This window comes from Nostoc sp. JL31 (assembly GCF_017114965.1).
Lineage (GTDB): Bacteria > Cyanobacteriota > Cyanobacteriia > Cyanobacteriales > Nostocaceae > Nostoc > Nostoc punctiforme_A.
The window spans coordinates 1-17,455 of sequence record NZ_JABXKO010000046.1 but is presented as its reverse complement, the minus strand read 5'-3'; the positions used below and the strand labels follow the sequence as shown (position 1 = coordinate 17,455).

The 17,455-nt window shown below is 41.6% G+C and carries 11 protein-coding genes and 1 pseudogene; 3 read left to right on the top strand and 9 right to left on the bottom strand.

All coding sequences use genetic code 11. From position 1 onward, the window contains the following. Nucleotides 1-355 precede the first annotated feature (355 nt). From HWQ43_RS10935 to HWQ43_RS10920, 4 genes are all read right to left on the bottom strand, one after another. Nucleotides 356-2,599 (bottom strand): TolC family protein, encoded by a 2,244-nt coding sequence (locus tag HWQ43_RS10935; protein ID WP_292732934.1) that lies wholly within the window; start codon nt 2,597-2,599, stop codon nt 356-358. Nucleotides 2,600-2,702: 103 nt separating this feature from the next. Continuing rightward, entirely contained in the window at nt 2,703-4,265 is a 1,563-nt protein-coding gene (gene kaiC, locus HWQ43_RS10930) for a circadian clock protein KaiC (protein WP_292732932.1), read from the bottom strand. Between the two features lie 55 nt (nt 4,266-4,320). Next, nucleotides 4,321-4,635, bottom strand: a complete 315-nt coding sequence (kaiB, locus tag HWQ43_RS10925) for a circadian clock protein KaiB (RefSeq protein WP_069069132.1) — start codon at nt 4,633-4,635, stop codon at nt 4,321-4,323. 109 nt (nt 4,636-4,744) lie between these two features. After that, nucleotides 4,745-5,326, bottom strand: a complete 582-nt coding sequence (locus HWQ43_RS10920) for a KaiA family protein (protein WP_292732929.1) — start codon at nt 5,324-5,326, stop codon at nt 4,745-4,747. A gap of 654 nt (nt 5,327-5,980) precedes the next feature. On the opposite strand from HWQ43_RS10920, the gene HWQ43_RS10915 reads away from it, so the two are divergent. Then, nucleotides 5,981-9,235 carry a hybrid sensor histidine kinase/response regulator gene (locus tag HWQ43_RS10915; RefSeq protein ID WP_292733024.1) on the top strand — a complete coding sequence of 1,085 codons (3,255 nt, stop codon included), beginning with the start codon at nt 5,981-5,983 and terminating at the stop codon, nt 9,233-9,235. Nucleotides 9,236-9,300: 65 nt separating this feature from the next. Here the strand turns inward: HWQ43_RS10915 and HWQ43_RS10910 are convergent, their stop codons facing one another. Both HWQ43_RS10910 and HWQ43_RS10905 read right to left on the bottom strand, forming a co-directional pair. Further along, nucleotides 9,301-11,199, bottom strand: coding sequence for a glycosyltransferase family 39 protein (locus tag HWQ43_RS10910; RefSeq protein ID WP_292732927.1), 1,899 nt, complete (start codon nt 11,197-11,199; stop codon nt 9,301-9,303). Nucleotides 11,200-11,411: 212 nt separating this feature from the next. Further along, complete coding sequence (locus HWQ43_RS10905; protein ID WP_292732925.1) at nt 11,412-12,038, bottom strand: hypothetical protein; 627 nt, start codon at nt 12,036-12,038, stop codon at nt 11,412-11,414. 811 nt (nt 12,039-12,849) lie between these two features. Here HWQ43_RS10905 and HWQ43_RS10900 point away from each other — a divergent pair. Then, the gene (locus tag HWQ43_RS10900) at nt 12,850-13,182 is read left to right on the top strand and encodes a DUF565 domain-containing protein (RefSeq protein ID WP_292732922.1); all 333 of its coding nucleotides are present in this window, start codon (nt 12,850-12,852) and stop codon (nt 13,180-13,182) included. A gap of 37 nt (nt 13,183-13,219) precedes the next feature. Continuing rightward, nucleotides 13,220-14,266: a glycerate kinase gene (locus HWQ43_RS10895; protein WP_292732920.1), complete on the top strand. Its 1,047-nt coding sequence runs from the start codon at nt 13,220-13,222 to the stop codon at nt 14,264-14,266. Nucleotides 14,267-14,432: 166 nt separating this feature from the next. On the opposite strand, the pseudogene HWQ43_RS10890 reads toward HWQ43_RS10895, so the two are convergent. From HWQ43_RS10890 to HWQ43_RS10880, 3 genes and pseudogenes are all read right to left on the bottom strand, one after another. Continuing rightward, nucleotides 14,433-15,057, bottom strand: a pseudogene (locus HWQ43_RS10890) (Uma2 family endonuclease). Between the two features lie 44 nt (nt 15,058-15,101). Further along, nucleotides 15,102-15,737 (bottom strand): restriction endonuclease subunit R, encoded by a 636-nt coding sequence (locus tag HWQ43_RS10885; RefSeq protein ID WP_292732918.1) that lies wholly within the window; start codon nt 15,735-15,737, stop codon nt 15,102-15,104. Between the two features lie 138 nt (nt 15,738-15,875). Then, complete coding sequence (locus HWQ43_RS10880) at nt 15,876-17,378, bottom strand: SulP family inorganic anion transporter (RefSeq protein WP_292733022.1); 1,503 nt, start codon at nt 17,376-17,378, stop codon at nt 15,876-15,878. Between the last annotated feature and the right edge of the window lie 77 nt (nt 17,379-17,455).

Sequence of the window (17,455 nt, the reverse complement as noted above, 5' to 3'; positions counted from 1 at the left end):
TTGACTTGTTTCTTCCATCCATAACGGAAGCGAGCGCGTCTGTAAACAGCTTTTAAGAGGAGCGGAAAAACTTTTGTTACTGGAAGAAGGGGAGTAAAATTCTCGGACTAGATATAGTAGACTCTTATCCTTTAGCGATCGCGAAAGGATTTCTAAAAAATAACAATTTATTCAAAATACTGCCTTTTGGACTAAAAAGCCTCATTTATTCAGTGTTTTTACTGAATAAACAAGGCTTTTAGCTAGCTTTTTATCATAAACCTACTGAACTCTGTAATGCCCTAATAGCAGGTGCAAAGTGCATTACAAAACACAACAGCAGTCAAAAGTATTGATTCAGTTGAGTTTCAGCTAATTAGCGGAATGCTCTGAGAGTAACAGATCGTTGTAACTGAGCTAAAGCGCGGTTGTAATCCAAAATTGCTGTGACTCGATTACCTTCAGCTTGGGTGAGGTCATTTTCAGAGTTAATCACATCAGTTTGAGTACCTACACCAGCTTGGAATCGCAAACGCGCTAAACGTAGAGCTTCCCTGGCTTGTTCTAAAGCGGTATTAGCGGTTTGAACATTCTCCAAACTAGATTGCTGGGTAGAATAGGCTTGTTCTACCTGAAAGCGAATTTGGTTGCGCTGTTCAGCAAATTGAGTTTCTGCGATCGCAATATTAGCTTTGGACTGATCTGCTCTTGCTCTAGCGGCTCCCCCATCATACAAATTTAGGGTTGCCCTAACTCCGAATGAATAACCATCAGTAACGCTGACATTATCATCGAACTGGTCTAGCAGGTCATAGCTAGCGACCAAACTAACTTGAGGCCCCAGTTCCGCAAGAGCTTGCCTACGCTGTTGCTCGCTAATATTACGTTGTGCCAACTGCTGTTGCAATTCTGGACGATTTTGATAAGCCAACACAATACTTTGTTCTAGGGTTGGGTTCCAAAGACCAGCTAATTGTACAGGGTCAGCGGCACTGATATTTATTGCTTGCGGCAAACTGATCCGAGTTGCTAATTGACGACGGGAAATTGACTGTTGGGATCTAGCATTAGTTAAATTTTGTTGGGCATTTGCTAAATTCACCTGCGATCGCAACACATCGAACCGCGTACCAACCCCAGCTCGCTCTAAAGCTTCTGCATCACGTAAACTAGCTTCAGAGTTCTGCACAGCCGATTGGGCAATCCGTACTTGTTCATCTGCTTGTTGCAAATTGTAGTAGTCTGTGGCAACATTCAAACGGATTGTCTCAGACTGAGTTTCTACAGCCAACTCGTTGAAACGTACTTGTTCTTCAGCCGCTTTGATGCTAGCTTGCACTCTCCCAGAAGTATAAAGGTTATATGAAAGTTGTGCTTGACCGGAAAAAGATGTACTGGGTTGATCTTGGTTAGACAGTAAGCCATTTCGCCCGTTTACTTCATCCTGAAGCTGACTGCTAGCAGACTGACTACGAGTAAGATCCGTGCTAACTCCCAGAGTGGGCAATAAAGCAGCTTGCGCCTCGCGTAGAGCCGCTCGATTGCGTTCTAGCTCCAATAAAGACACCTGTAGATCGTGATTGTTACGCCGTGCTAACTCCAGAGCCTGTGCCAAAGTAATCGGCTGATTTTCCTGAAGTCTCACTTCCTCTGCTTTGGTGGGAAATTGTAGGGGATTTGAGTTAGGAATCAGGTTCTCTGGAATTTGCACCGGACCTGACGGCACAGGAGTTACGGTTCCTGGCACAGTAGCAGGTTGCACCGAACCCCCTGGTGCAGGAGTTACGGTTCCTGGCGTAATTAGAGTTGGCGTCGAACCCTCTGGAGCAGTGAAAGTTGGCGTCGAACTCTCTGGTGCAGGAGTTACAGTTCCTGGCGCAGTGATTGGCGTCGAATCTGTCGGAATCGTGGTATTACTCTGAGCCAAGCGACCAATAGCATTTTGTCGTAAACAGGTGCTTGAAGTTAGTAGCACAGCCAAGCAGTCAGTTTTGCTTTTGCTCAACTCCTGTGGATACCTCTGCGCTGACAACAGTTTTGCTGCTCCTGCACCTGTAGCTGAAGTTTGTAAAAATGTTTGCAACTGAGTAACAGTATTTTTCTTTTGAACCACTGGCTGCTGTGCAGAAGACAGGGACAAAATTCCTTTCTGGACAGAAAGGGGTTTTGAAGTGTAGTTGGGAACTACTATCTTCTTTAATTTCTGCCCAGAAGCACTTGAATTACTCTGTTTTTGGTTCTTTTGAGCTTGGGAAGGATTAGAGGTAGGTGTCAAACTGAAAAATCTACCTTTATCTTTCTTAAGTAGTTGTTTTATTGGCACAACAGTATTTTCAGCCGTAAATACGGGAATACTGTTATTACTTAAAGGTTTCACACTAAGTTTAGTAAAACCCAAAGCAGGTACTAGGGTTGGAACACTAACATTTGCGCTGTTAGACAGTTGCCTATTCATGGTATCCACAACCAAGCCTTGACCATAAGTAGAAGTCAAAACACTAGGAGAAGATGCCAGTTGTATCCCAGTTAGTTTCGCAGTACCAGCCCAAGCAGGCTGAGTTGTTAAAACTGCTGCCGTTACACCAGGTAAGAAGCTATAAAATAATTGCTGTCCTTTCACCGCATCCCTCACACGAAAATCAATCTAGCGGCAGAAAACCTTTCTTCACCACAGAATATAGCACGATACTAAACTTAGGAAAGAATATACTACGATACTAAATTTAGGGTTCGGAACTCTGTTTGTCTTCAAAACGTCTAACAATGCGAGAAAGTTCCGCCTTTTCATCGATACTAACGCGAGTAGGAGCACCGCTGATAATCCGTTCGTAGTTTCGGAAAGAATCTTTAATTTCGGGCCCGTCAGCAGTAATATTATACTCACGAATGCCCTTATCATGCCAAGACCCGCGCATTTTGAATACGTTAATTGCCCGCGACATTTCTCCACGAATTTCTACGTACTGTAACATCAGAATTGTATCGGTAATCGTGGAAATATGAGAGTCAGTAATCGAATGCGCTCCCAGAAATTGGTCGGTTGTGTTGGTAAAGAAACCAGTAATTTCTTCTTGTTTAGCATAACCTGTCACCCCAATTACAAACTGCCGAAATGCATTATTCGTAACTCCTCTCGCTAATGCTGATAGAGAGTCAATAGCAATCCGAGCGGGTTTGAAAATAGCAATTTCTGATTTAATAATTTGTAAGTGGTCTTCTAAACCAGTTGATTCAGGATAGGTACAGATGATTTTGAGTAAACCTTGATCTTCTAATTCTTCAAAATCAATTCCCCAAGAGGAAGCATTACGAGATAGTTGAGCGCGTGATTCTTCATAAGCAAATAATATCGCCTGTTCTCCATTGAGGCAGCCATCTTGAATAAATTTACTTACTAATAGAGTTTTGCCAGTACCTGTAGCTCCTGTTGCTAAAATAATTGAATCTTTAAAGAAACCACCACCGCACATTTCATCTAAGGTTTTGACACCAGAAGATACCCTGACATTAGAAGAACGTTGAGTCAAGCGCATTGCTCCGAGTGGGAAGATGTTAACTCCTTCATTAGTAATTGTGAAAGGATACTCGCCTTTCATGTGAGTTGTGCCGCGCAATTTGAGAATTTCAATGGTGCGGCGGCGGCGTTCTCCTTCTAAAACGTTGCGAACAATTACTACGTTATCGGAAACAAATTCTTCCACTCCGAAAGAGGCAACGGGCCCATATTCTTCACTACGTTCAGTGGTAATTACAGTGGTGACACTCAGTAGTTTGAGACGTGCTACCAGGCGGAAAATTTCGCGCCGCACTACTCCCATCGCTTCATACTGCTGAAATACTGCTGTTATTGAGTCGATTGAAACTCGTTTAGCTTTGTATTTGCGGATGGCATATTGCAAGCGCTCAATGAGTGCAGAAAGGTCAAAATTTCCAACTATATCTTGACCTTCTGGATCGGGAGATGCATCAAGAATAAACAACTTGCCTTCTTCGATTAAGCGGGGCAAGTTCCAACCAAAAATATTGGCATTTTTAATAATATCGCTCGGTGATTCCTCAAAGGTTACAAATACTCCTGGTTCATCAAAGTAGGTAATCCCATTATAGAGAAATTGAAGAGAGAATAAGGTTTTGCCTGTGCCAGATGTACCACTAATCAAAGTAGTTCTACCAATTGGTAAACCACCATGACTAATATCATCAAACCCTTCGATCATCGTCCGAATTTTTTCTACGCCCCTAATTATCGGTGGTTGTTTTGGTTCTACTAGCTCGTTTTCACTCATTGCTTGATAACAAAAGGATATTAAAACCTGTTTTTTATTACTGATGATTAAAAATTTACTCTTCAAAATCTTCTTCACTCAGTTCTTCATAGAGTAAATCCAATCCAATCAACACTCTTTCTCTATCTGAAAGATCCCCAATAATTTTGCGAACGGGTGGAGGTAAAATTTTAGATAGTGTTGGCGTTGCCAATATTTTATCTTCTTCCGCCAGTTGGGGACTTTTCAATACATCGATCACTTTTAAAGCATAAACACCTTCAAACTCCTGCTCTAAAATATCTTTAAGTGTTTTTAATGCCCGGACTGAGTTCGGGGTATTTCCTGCTACGTAAAGCTTGAGAACGTAGGTTTTTCTGGCTTTAATCATATAGTTAATAGCTAGTCATGAGCATAAAAATAGCAAGATGCGTTCGCGCATTGAGAGTAACTAACAGCAATAGTGTGTTCAAAGTTAAATATACAGCGATAAACTTAATTTATTTAGAAATTGAACTCCTATAAACTTCGCACAAGTGAGCCAAGATATCGATTAATGTTAGGCGATAATCAAGTAACGTTTCATTGCTCCTGCCTTCTAATTTTAGCTGGTTAGAAAATTCTTCAATTACCTCCATGTGAATTTCGATTATTTGGGGCACAGGAATATTAGCATAAAATATAGTATTGATAAATTTATCAATTTTATCTTTGAGTGTTTTGTCTGTGGTAAAATAATCTATAAGAATCAGGCTATAATCTAATTTAAGCTGTCTTAATAATCCTTGTTTTTCTGCTGGAGTCATCTCCTGAAAGTGCTGTTGGCTTTTTTGCATCTGACTGGCAAATACATAAACGTACTTGCTAGTGTATGCCTTACTGGGATTTAGTGGCGGCCAACTTGGTAAATAGTTGATTGTTCCAGAGGTTGTTGCAGCAACAGGTAAGGAGAAAAATTGGGCAATAATTGCGTCCATTAATTTCCCCACCCACGCACTCAAACCTTTTAGGTTGCCTAAGTCAACTGGATTATTTAAGCATTTATTAACATTAGATTGCAGAATCAATATCGGTAATAACATCTATTCTTGAATATATCTCCTCGATCGCCCTGTCCAAGAAACACGGGCTGATAAGTTTGGCTAACGCTTGTAGGGGAATACTGCGTATGTAGTAAACTGGTGATACCCCAAAATAACGCTCTATGCGAGCAGATACTGCTATGCACTTGAGAATCTAGTGCAGCAACTAACTGGTAGAACTTAGTAGGTCTTTGATGATGAAGTATCTGTCGGCATAGCAAGACACAGTAATTAACTCATGATTTTCATATCTATGTATATAAATAGATAGATTTTTTGATTTTGCTCCTTGATAAGATACTTAAACGAACTTAAAGGATTGTCGCATTCCAAATCATTATAATTCCTCAAGGTTCTAAAGCGAATCTTTGGGGCCATAATTGTTTTAGCCGTCGCTATCGATGAGGAGTTTAAATACCAGTAAGACACTGGAGAGGCTAGTTGCTAGAAATGAAAAACGTCGCCTCTTGGAAAAATGCACTCGTTTGCAATTCCCGTGTCCGTTAGGGAAAATCCCGTTGTTTTAATGGCGTTGAAATAACCAGAGTTGCTTATATGAGTCTTCTTAAAGGATATGACTTCAGGCGAAAAGACCATCAACTGGCAGATGGAAATGCCGGAGGGTTCCACAGGAAGAATGACCCCAAAATCCCTATGTTAATGCTAGATTACCCGCTTTATGACTTTCAGGCAACCGTACCTAGCTGCCCCCAAACAAGTTCTCTGGCAGTGGTGTTAGAGATTTTTGAGCAAGAGCAGTGCGATCGCTTGGTAGTAGTAAATCAACAGCAATGCCCCATCGGATTGCTGTATTCTGCTCGTTTAATCCCAAAATTATTAGCACATAGTGACGATAAAAATCTAAATTTACAACAATCGCTCTCTACCTGGGGTCAAGGTCTAATTGAGCCAATACAGACAATATCAGCTTCGGAGCGTGTAGAGCGATTAAGCTTGCGCTGGTGCGATTCACAAGTTGAAAAACCCCAAAACTTAGATTGGGCACTGATTGACTCTGATGGTCGATATTTGGGGCTACTGGATAGTTCGCGCCTGTTGCGATCGCTGGCTAAAGAACGTCTGGGTGGGTTAGAAAGTTCAGGCACTCCCAGATCGTCTAGTGAACATCGTCATGAGTATGATGGTGGGTCAAATGAACCCAAGTCGCTAGGACATCAGCCATTAGTACACTTGCTAGAAAGACTGCCTTGGCCTTTGATGTTGCAAACCGGTACTGGCGAGGTGGTAGCGCGAAATCCCGCCTGGTGGCAGCAACTAGGAACCTTGAAAGATCCCGAAGGAGTTAGGCAACAAGTGGAGGCAATACTTGTCCCTAACCGCTCCGAAATAGCAGAATATGTCAGCCAACCTGCAATCAACGTTCATCCCAATAGTCGGGAGAATAAGCATGGTGGTGAAGAAGAACTGACTCAACCAGAAGCATCAGGTGATGCTGTATACAGCCGATGCTATTTGGATAGTCAGGTGGGTACTTGTACCTGCGTTGTTGAAGTACAAAATGGTCAAGAGCGAATCTGGCAGTTTGCCAAAATTCCCTTAGATAGTCCTGAGTTTAAAGTTATGAGTGCTGAAGAGGAGATTGCACTCAGCACTGATTTGTGGTTGGTTTTAGCTACTGATGTCACAGAACAGCAGCAGCTTTGTAAAGAACTAGCAGCGAAGAATGCCGATTTAATTCAACTAAATCGGTTAAAAGACGAATTTTTAGCTTGTATTAGTCATGAACTCAAAACTCCTCTAACTGCCGTTTTGGGATTATCGCGCTTGCTCGTAGATCAGCAGTTGGGAGAACTTAACGAGCGTCAAGCCCGTTATGCGGGACTGATTCATCAAAGCGGACGCCACCTGATGAGTGTGGTAAATGACATTTTAGATTTGACGCGGATGGAGACGGGACAAATGGAGTTGACGCTGACTCCGGTGAAAATTCAGGCTGTGTGCGATCGCGCCCTATCGGAAGCTAAAGCTATCCACACTCAAACCACCAAAGCGACATCTGCCTCACCACCTCCAAATGCTCGTTCATCTGCTCCTCAATTCTGTCTTTCCATTGAACTAGGTTTAGATCAGATGGTGGCAGACGAATTGCGCTTACGCCAGATGCTAGTACACCTACTTTCCAACGCCTTTAAATTCACCGAAATATCGGGCGAAATTGGGCTGCGGGTGAGTCGTTGGGAAGGATGGATTGCGTTTACAATTTGGGATACAGGCATTGGCATTCCCGAACACCAGCAACACTTAATCTTTCAAAAATTCCAACAACTAGAAAATCCCCTCACCCGCCAATTTGAAGGCACTGGTTTGGGGCTGGTATTAACTCGCGCCTTGGCTCGCCTCCACGGAGGAGATGTCAGCTTCTTATCGCGTGAAGGTAAAGGTAGCCAGTTTACACTACTTCTGCCGCCCAGTCCCCCGAAAACAGGCTTTTCGGAACCAGATATGGGAATCAGAGAAGACGAGGAGACACGATACCAACCGACACGGGAAAATCTCACCGCTGCTCGTCAGCAAGTTAGTACGCCCATACAGCATCATCTCGCGAGTTCGCAACGGTTGGTCTTGGTAGTCGAGGCAGTAGCCCGATATATTGAAGACTTGACCGAACAACTCAAAGGTTTAGGATATCGGGTAGTGATTGCGCGATCGGGCACAGAAGCAGTCGAAAAAGCGCGGCGCTTGCAACCAATAGCGATATTTTTAAATCCGTTGCTACCCCTGCTATCAGGCTGGGATGTACTGACTTTACTAAAATCTGACACCGCAACCCGTCATATATCTGTAATTGTCACTGCGACGGGAGCCGAAAAGGAGCAAGCATTTGCTAACCGAGCCGATGGTTTCTTAAGTTTGCCAGTAGAGCATCAGGTCTTAGCACCAGTTCTAGAAAAATTATGTACTGCACAAGCAATTGGGCAGATAGGGTTAAATAATAGTGCAATTATCCTAACTAAAACTCCACTGCGAATTCTCCGCTTGGTGAATCCCCAGTTAGAATCGGTCAATCCCCACCCTTCACTCCGAGAACATCGGGTGATTGAAGTAGATGACTTAGATCAGGCAGAACTTTTGGCGCGAGTATGGCAGTTTGATGTCATTTTGCTAGATGTAGAAAGTACCACCGCCCAAATTTATTTGCAACAACTAATTGGACATCCCCGTTTAGCAGCTATACCACTGGTTACTTGCGATGTTGCAACGACCTTAATCGCTTCTAAAATACCAGGGTTATCTGTATTTCCTTACTTAACACCATTTGCGAAAGATAACAGCAGTCGCACCGAGAAAACAGATGCTTTATTATCAGTACTAGAAATTGCTTCTGGTATTTGCTGCCCTCCCAACATCTTAGTAGTGGATTTAACAATGCTGCGGGATTTCCCCCAGGTAAGACGTAAGCCAGCTAAGGGTTATCGGACAGAAAAAAATTGCTCAATTAGTAGTGAAACTGCTGAACGGGGTTCTGAGTGGTTCCAAGCTTTAATTCAATACCTGCAAACAGCAGGCTTCAAAGCTGCGATGAGTCCTTGTTGGGCAGAAGTGTTGCAACAAATTCGCCACGAAAGCGTTGACTTATTGCTAATTTGTTTAGGAGAAACGTCTATCCACAAAGATCTACTCAAAGCACTGAAAACATTAGGAGATTCGCCTTTAAAGTTGCCACCAATTTTGGTACTAAATCAGCGATTAAATCGCTCAGAAACCAGTTTTCAGAATGGGGTAGCTTATCAGGAAATTAACAAGCACAAAAAGAATGGTTTGGAATCGATAGAAACTGTTGTTGGTGCGATCGCTACCCAAATATTACCGCGATCGATATCAATGGAAGACCTATTAAGCCAGATCAATCAAGCTTTAGCTGTCAACGGTTACAAAGACAAATGTTAATGGGGTCATTAGTCATCGGTCATTACTTATTCTCAAAGGACTAATGACTAATGACTAATGACAATTTATGATATGTCTATTTTTTCCTTTTTCATTTTCTTAAAAGGAACTCTAACCAAGTTATAAGCACCCTTGGTTGATAAATTCTTGTAATCATCTGGCTGTAAGTCCATTTGTAAAAACTTTTTCTGTTCGGCCAACAGCAGCACTGAGGAAGGTTTTAGTCCTTTAGCAGCCTGGTTTTTAATATGCTCTACAGCCTCTTGGGGAAATTTTAAATAATTTACGTGGATGTGGCTGTAAAATACCACACTAGGCTTTTTGAAGCCAAGCATGATCAATTCTTCGTTTGGTTGTTTTGCTTCTAAAATGACCGCAGACAATTCCCTTAAGGGTAATTGACGTTCTCGATCGATAAAGAACGAAGCAGGCGTTAAGACAAAAATTACAAACGCCACAAACCCAATGAAATTAATACCGATAATGTAGTTCCAGCGGCGACTCAATAATAAAGCCGCAACCAAAACAGCAGAAACTAGCCAAATTATACCCGCGATTACTGGTAAACCAGATTGTTGAATTAGTTCGTGGAAGTTACTGATCGCTGGATCGGTACCTAATATGTGGGTTATGTTGAGCAGTGCTGTTGCTAGAACTGATAAAAATACTACATTCACCCAACCACTAATTCGCAGCAAAGACGTAGAGATGGGGGGAGTGGGAGAGGGGGAAACAGGAATTGTTTGCCGTGTCTCTGTATCTGAAAAAAGGTCGCTCCACAACAAGGCTACCAGGATTGCTGCTGCTGGCATTAAAGGCAATACGTAGCTAGGGAGTTTAGTGACAGCAATGCTAAAAAAGGCAAAGATGCTAGCAAACCAGAACCAGGCAAATAAACCAAATTGCTGAAAACGTTCAAGGGATCGCCAATGCGATCGCTGCCAAAACTTTAGTCTGATTATAGAAGCTGGTAAATAAACTGAGTATGGTGCAAAACCCAACAGCACAACTAAAAAGTAAAAATACCAAGGTGCTGAGTGACCATTAACTACTTCTGTAAAGCGTTCCAGGTTGTGATAACCAAAAAAGGAGTTAATGTAATTCCAGCCATTGCGCCAAATTACTAAAGCATACCAGGGCACTGACAAAGCGAGAATTATCAATATACCTACGAGAAGGTGCATTTCCCGCAACACCTCTCGCACTTTACCCACGTAAAGCAAAAAGGCGGCAACAATTAGCCCCGGCAAAACAATTCCCACTGGCCCTTTAGTCAAAATTGCGCCAGCAATCAGCACATAAAAAGCTAAGTACCACTTATTAGGGAATAGGGCATGGGGCATTGGGGATTGGGCATTGGTTATTAATTCTGCTCCCCTGCTCCCTTCCTTCCCTGCGTACCCTAGAAAGAAACATAACAAAGCCGATGCCATGCATCCGGTGAGCAACATATCAGAGACACCCGTTCTCGCCCAAATAATAGTTTCGGGATTGAGTGCCATGAGCGCGGCTGCTATAAAAGATGTTAAGTAGCGACGAGTAGGACGTGAAACTTGCTCTAATTCGTCTTGTTTAGCCAAATACCACTGGATGGTGTAAAAAGCTAAACAAACTAAGCCGAATGCTGCGATCGCGGAAGGAAGGCGTACTGCCCATTCGTTCACGCCAATCAGATGATATGCGATCGCCTGACACCAATAAATTAAAGCAGGTTTATCGAAACGAGTGTCACCATTGAAAAATGGGGTAATCCAATCACCTGTCACGAACATCTGGCGGGAAGCTTCGGCAAAGAGCGGCTCTGTCTCATCAATTAAGCCAATGTTGCCCAAATTCCACCCAAAAGCCACCCAGCCAACCACCATCAACCACAAAATCGACACAGTTACACTCAGGGCTGGATTTTTTGCTATTTTGTTGAACCACCGATCAACAGTGTGCTTAACACTCAATTTCATTCTCATTTAGTCAATAGTCAACAATCACTAATCAATAGTCGTTGGTTATCTATCTTTTGTTCTTCAGAGTTTTTAATTCAACAATTTTCCTCTATCCATTACCTAACACTTTACCAACTGTAGGGTAAGGATGTAAAAATAAAGGTTTGGGCAAACGGTAAACAATGCCCACTCTACAAAAATTGCTTCTGTACTCAATATTTACCACTTAGCAATATTTATTGACTCAGCACAAGTTGCCATTCTCTGTTTTGGGAATTCCACTTAGGTAATTGAGTTTCGCCAATAATATAAGGGCCCCAGTAGCGGCGGGAACCATCTTGGGCAAAAGCAACTAAAACATCTCCCTTCTCCAGCTTTAAATTATTCTGAGGTAGGGATAGAACCAGTCCCTTCTCACTACCTTCTTGGGGAGCAAAATCCCAATGTGCCGGTACATCATAGTGAGTCTGTTTTTTACTAGACCCTTTTGCTACTGACTGTCGTGCCAGTAGAACCAGCCGCACAGGCTGATTTGTTTGATTGCTCATTCGCAAAGTCCCTTGATCCTTGGCAATGCTTGCTGATTTATCACGATCTGCCAAGACAGGATAAGTCTTCTGTTTACTGCTATGTTCTACTTGATTAGTTGGGGTAGGTGCTGGAGTAGATAAACTAGCGGAAATACCTTTTTCAGGTACAACCGAAGTTGTCTGCCACTCTTGAGTTTCTGTTGGTAGTTCTGAAGATGTATCTGGGTTTGTAGGCTCAAAAGATACGCTCACTCCAAAGCATCCCACCAGAGCAACAAGCAGTCCCAAGCAAGAAGCTGTAATACCGACATTACGATACACTGAAGATTTCATATTGATAGTTATTAGAAATAAATATTTTGTCTAGGCTTGACCAAATAGTAGCCTATTATCCCAAAAGGTAATCACACAAAATAGCCGAATATAGACTTGCCTAAAATTAGGAAAACGAATGTATTATCAATATCATTTTGATTAGAAAACATTTGAAGTGAATAATTCATTTGATGTTTGAAAAACAAGAAATCGAGACACCCATGACTTTGGGCTTTGACCGTAAGTATGGATAAATACAATATAATTTGATACCTATTTAGCCCATTGATTTGTGTACAAAAAATAAAAGTTTCCTGAAACCGCTAGCAGCCTCAATAAGGCGTCCTTTGCTAAACGTCAGATAAATCTAAGTGGTGTATTTTATCTTATGCTATAAAAAGCACTTTAAGAGGATGTTGGGAAAGTGTCTGGTGATGTAGCAAGTGCTTAGAGATCCTCTTTCCTAAATCTACGCAAGTCCCTTATTCTGTTGGGAGACGCTACGAGTAGCTTACTTCCAATACATGAATACAACTCAGGAAACCCGCTTAACGGACTAACTTCCTTTAAAAAGGAGAATTTTGAATCATTTTCCCATTTTTTAAGGCTTGCTCGTGGGGATCAAACTAAATATTTCTTGTTTCCAAACATCCTCTAAGAAACTGTATTTCTCTAAAGATGATAGAATGGTCAAATTTGAATAAACACTGGAATTCCAGTAGATATATACAATAGTAACAAACAAGCTGATGTTAAAACCAATATCCTTCTTACATTAATAATATAGATATATTTCAAGATATCTTGACTTTTCCCAGAAGTCCTTTTGATGCAAAACACTCGTCTCAACAACTTGTTCGATGCCATTGCTACACGCTTTGGGCAATGGTTTTTAAATCCTTGGCGACGGCTATCGTTGCTAATAATTAGTTTTTTGTTCGGTTTTTTTCTGGGAAACGCAGTTTCCACAACCGCTGGGCAAGAAGGTGTATTGGATATTGTGGTAGCGGCTTTTTTAGTACTGTTAACGGAAATTACCAGCCGGATATTTTATAGTCGCAGCTTTTTGGATAGGCGATCGCTCTTGGTAGACTCACTAAATCTCCTCAAAGTTGGTTTCATCTACAGCCTGTTTCTCGAAGCTTTTAAGCTGGGATCGTGAGAAGAGGCAAAGGGGCTGAGGAGCAGAGGGGGAAATTATGAATTTGTGGCTGGGTGAAATTTTAGCAACCAATGAGGTGGGGGAAACTTGGAAGCAGAAAGCAAGAGAAGCAGCACTGGTAGATAAGTTAAGGGCAGAAGCTTTTGGGATCGCGCCGGAAAATGTTGATGAAATGATCGAAAAGCGATCGCATTTACTAAAATCTGTCTTCCCAGCTTTTAGCGAATTCTGCCAAGCTACTCTCCAAGTACAACCCCAGGAAATGTTACAGGTGTTGTGGGACTTGTGGTTGCCTTTAGGGATCAAACTAGCATCGCAGCGCCAACAGTTGGGACGTCCCCTGATTCAAGGAATATTGGGAGGACAAGGCACTGGTAAAACTACAATGTCAAAGGTTCTCAGTTTGGTTGTCAATCAGTTGGGATACAGGACTGTGAGTTTATCTTTGGATGACTTATATAAAACTTACAGCGATCGCTTGGTTTTGACACAGCAAGATCCCCGCTTCATTTGGCGCGGCCCACCAGGAACCCATGATATAGACTTAGGCTTAAATGTACTAGATCAAATTCGCCAATCGCAAAGTCCAGTCATGCTTCCCCGCTTTGATAAATCTGCTTTTGGAGGTGCTGGCGATCGCACTAATTCAGAAATGGTGACGGATGTAGATATTGTACTATTTGAAGGTTGGTTTGTGGGTGTGCGACCAATTAACCCTGATTTATTTGATACTGCGCTACCGCCAATTGTCACAGATGAAGATAGAGGATTTGCCCGTGAGATCAATCTTCGCCTCCACGATTATCTACCGCTGTGGGAGCGATTAGACAGTTTAATTGTGCTTTATCCCACCGATTACCGATGTTCTTTAGAGTGGCGTAAACAGGCAGAACAGCAGATGATTGCTGCGGGGAAACCGGGAATGAGTAATTCAGAGATAGAGCAATTTGTCAATTATTTTTGGCGATCGCTTCACCCGGAATTATTCATCAAGCCGTTGGTAAAAGATGCGACAGTGGTTGATTTAGTGATTGAGATTCATCCCGATCATAGCTTTGGTCAAGTGTATTGCGATCGCACTTAGGGCGTTACTTCTCAAGCAAATCAGCTAGAAACATAATCTAAACACTGTCGACATCCTTCTGTTGCTCATCAGTTCAGACTTTATTGCTTCCTATTCATCCCAAGGCAGTCTCATGCTAATTCGTAATTCGTAATTAGACAAGTTATAAAAAGCTCTATCGGTAATTTTAAGTACTTGGGAAACCTCCAGCTTGAACAATCTGTTCGGCAGTTAAATTCAATTCTGGGAAAGTAGGCGAGACGATGCGATCTGTGCCTCTAAATTGAGTAACTTGGTATTCATCATCGATTAATTGATATAATAGACATAGTAGGCTGTTTCGGTTTGCCAGTGAACTTTTTAGCGCCTAAACCGAGATAATCTACAACCCAATATTCAGGAATTCCAATAGCCTCATACTTGCCTTGTTTTGTGTAGTAGTCATCATCCCAATTAGTACTAACTACCTCAACTACCAAGGGAATTGATGACGGATATGATACAGTCGATTCTTTTTTCCATAGCGCCTCATTCACTAAATTAGGACGATTTAATATCAACACATCTGGAGAGTAGGCTGATACCGAATTAAAAGGTTTTATCAGCGCAGTTTTGGGAATTGTATAAGGTAAATTTAATCGGTCAAATTCTACTGTTAGTTTTCTAGCGATAAAGCCAACAACATCTTCATGTTCACCAGTTGGTTGAGGCATTTCAACAATCGCACCATTATGTAATTCGTATCTCCTGCCTTCGGGCCGCCAAGCTGCAAAATCTTCAAAGCTTACTAGTTTGGGTATGGCTTGAGTCATAAATTTTTACCTTGGCTTGTATGTTGCCTTAATCATCAATACTTTTAAAGTTGACAAATTGCTTTTAAAACTTGTAGCAACTGACTTGAACGCTCTCTTTCCATTAAATTTAATTCTGGCAACAGATAATAAATAGGGGGATTTCCTTGTTCGATATAGACAAATTGATAACTTCTACCATTAGTCACTAATCCCCAAACTGATTTTTGATTATCTAAATTTTTATAAGCATAAGTGAGTAACTGAGTTAAACCTGTTGATATATCAATCTGACTATTTTTAGATTCAATTAACAGTACCCAAAAATATTTTTGAAGTTTTGTATGTTTCGCTTTACTAATAGCTAAAATATCAAATCTGCCTTTAATTCTGATATCTTCATCTTCAACTTCAATATCAGCAATATTTTCCTCCAAAAGAATCTCGATCGGATAGCGATAAAAACCAGCTAATCTTAGTAAAGGCGCAACTGCAAGAAACTTTACCTGACCTTCAGAAACTTTACCGGCTGTCAGGTAGCGTCGAAAGTCATTTCTAATTTGCAGAAGTTCTTGTTGTTCAACTTCGAGGAGAGGTTCCAAAGATAAGTAATTAGAAAATGAATCACTGTACTGTTCTTCAAAGCTAAACAGACGCTGAACTTCTTCTAAAGATAAATTATGAGCATTGAGAATTGTCATATATTTTTGGTTGATTCGGCCACAACTCAATCCAAATTCCCTATATAAAACCTATCTTAACCCCTGGCTGATTACATAAAATACGAATCGCTAGCACATCTGTGCTACCGATTCGTGAGAAAAAATCTAGATTCAGTCTTACAGAGGAAATGGGTTGCGATTACGATCTATCAGACGATCCCATTGCATAGTTAAGGTGCTTCCCATTTGTTGCTGTTGTTTTGCCCACACCGATAGTAAGTCTAAACAAGAGTGATCGATATAAGCCAAGTCTTGCATATAAACATGCAATTCACTTCCTGGAGGCACAAGTTCTAAAATATTCGCTAATTTTGGTAGCCTCACAAACGTTGCCGCACCTTGTAAATAAATGTCTATTCTCTGATTATTTTCGTGCTTAATCATTTGGATATTCAGCACGGACATTTTGTGAATTAGTAAAACTCCTGTCAACAGAATACCAATTAAAACACCTGTGATGAGGTCAGTAACAACAATCCCGATTAAAGTGGCAGCAAATATCACCAGAGGAAAACGTCCATACTTCTTTAACTGGCGAATATGTTCTACTTCGATTAGTTTGTAACCAGTAACAACTAGAATTGCTGCCAGACTAGAAATAGGGATTATTTTCAGCAAGGTTGGGGCTGCAATTACTAAAATTAACAGCCATAAACCGTGAAGCATTGTTGATAATCTAGTTTTAGCGCCAGCTTCTACGTTTACAGAACTGCGGGCTATCACTCCTGTCATCGGCAAAGCACCCAAGAACCCACATATAATGTTGCCAATTCCTTGGGCTGTTAATTCACGATCAAAATCGGTTCTTGTCCCGGTATGCAGTCGATCTACTGCTACGGCTGAAAGCAAACTTTCTGTACTAGCAATAAATGCGATCACGATCGCATCTAGCAAAACTGGTGCCTGAATTAGGCGTGGTAATCTGGCAAGTGTTGGTAATTGAATTGCTTGTGCCAGATTTGCAGGTACATCAACATACTGAATCGGTAATCGATACACTGTAGCAATGACGGTGGCAATTACAACGCCGACAAGCGCACCAGGTATCAACTTTAAACTATTGGGTTTAAATTTTTCCCACAGCAGAAGACTGATAATAGTTATTAAACCTATCAGTGCTGCAACATGATGAACGCTACCATCAATAGGAAAGAAAGCTTTGTAAATGGTGTTGGGAATAGAAATTAAATTCTCAATGCCGTGTATACGCGGTTGGTCGTCTAGCATGACGTGAAATTGGGAAGCTAAGATTAATATCCCAATACCTGCAAGCATTCCATAGATGACAGCCGGTGACATGGCGCGAAACAGCTGGCCAAGTTTAAATATACCTGCGAGTAATTGAATTAAACCCGCTAGCAGCAAAATTGGCCCAACCATTTCAATGCCATATTCTTTAACTATTTCTGCAACAATCACAGCCAGCCCAGCAGCAGGGCCACTGACAAGCATTGGTGAACCGGAAACAGCACCAACAATAATTCCGCCTACTATTCCTGTAACTAAGCCGCGAGATGGCGGAAGTCCCGAAGCGATCGCAATACCCATGCAAAGAGGAAGGGCGACAAGAAACACCACAAATGATGCTGGTACTTCACTAGTAAATGAGGATTTGTCTATGAACCTATCCCACTAATAATATTTTGTTAATCCAGATATGAATTGTAGCAAGGTCAATGAATGCGTCAAAGTAAACT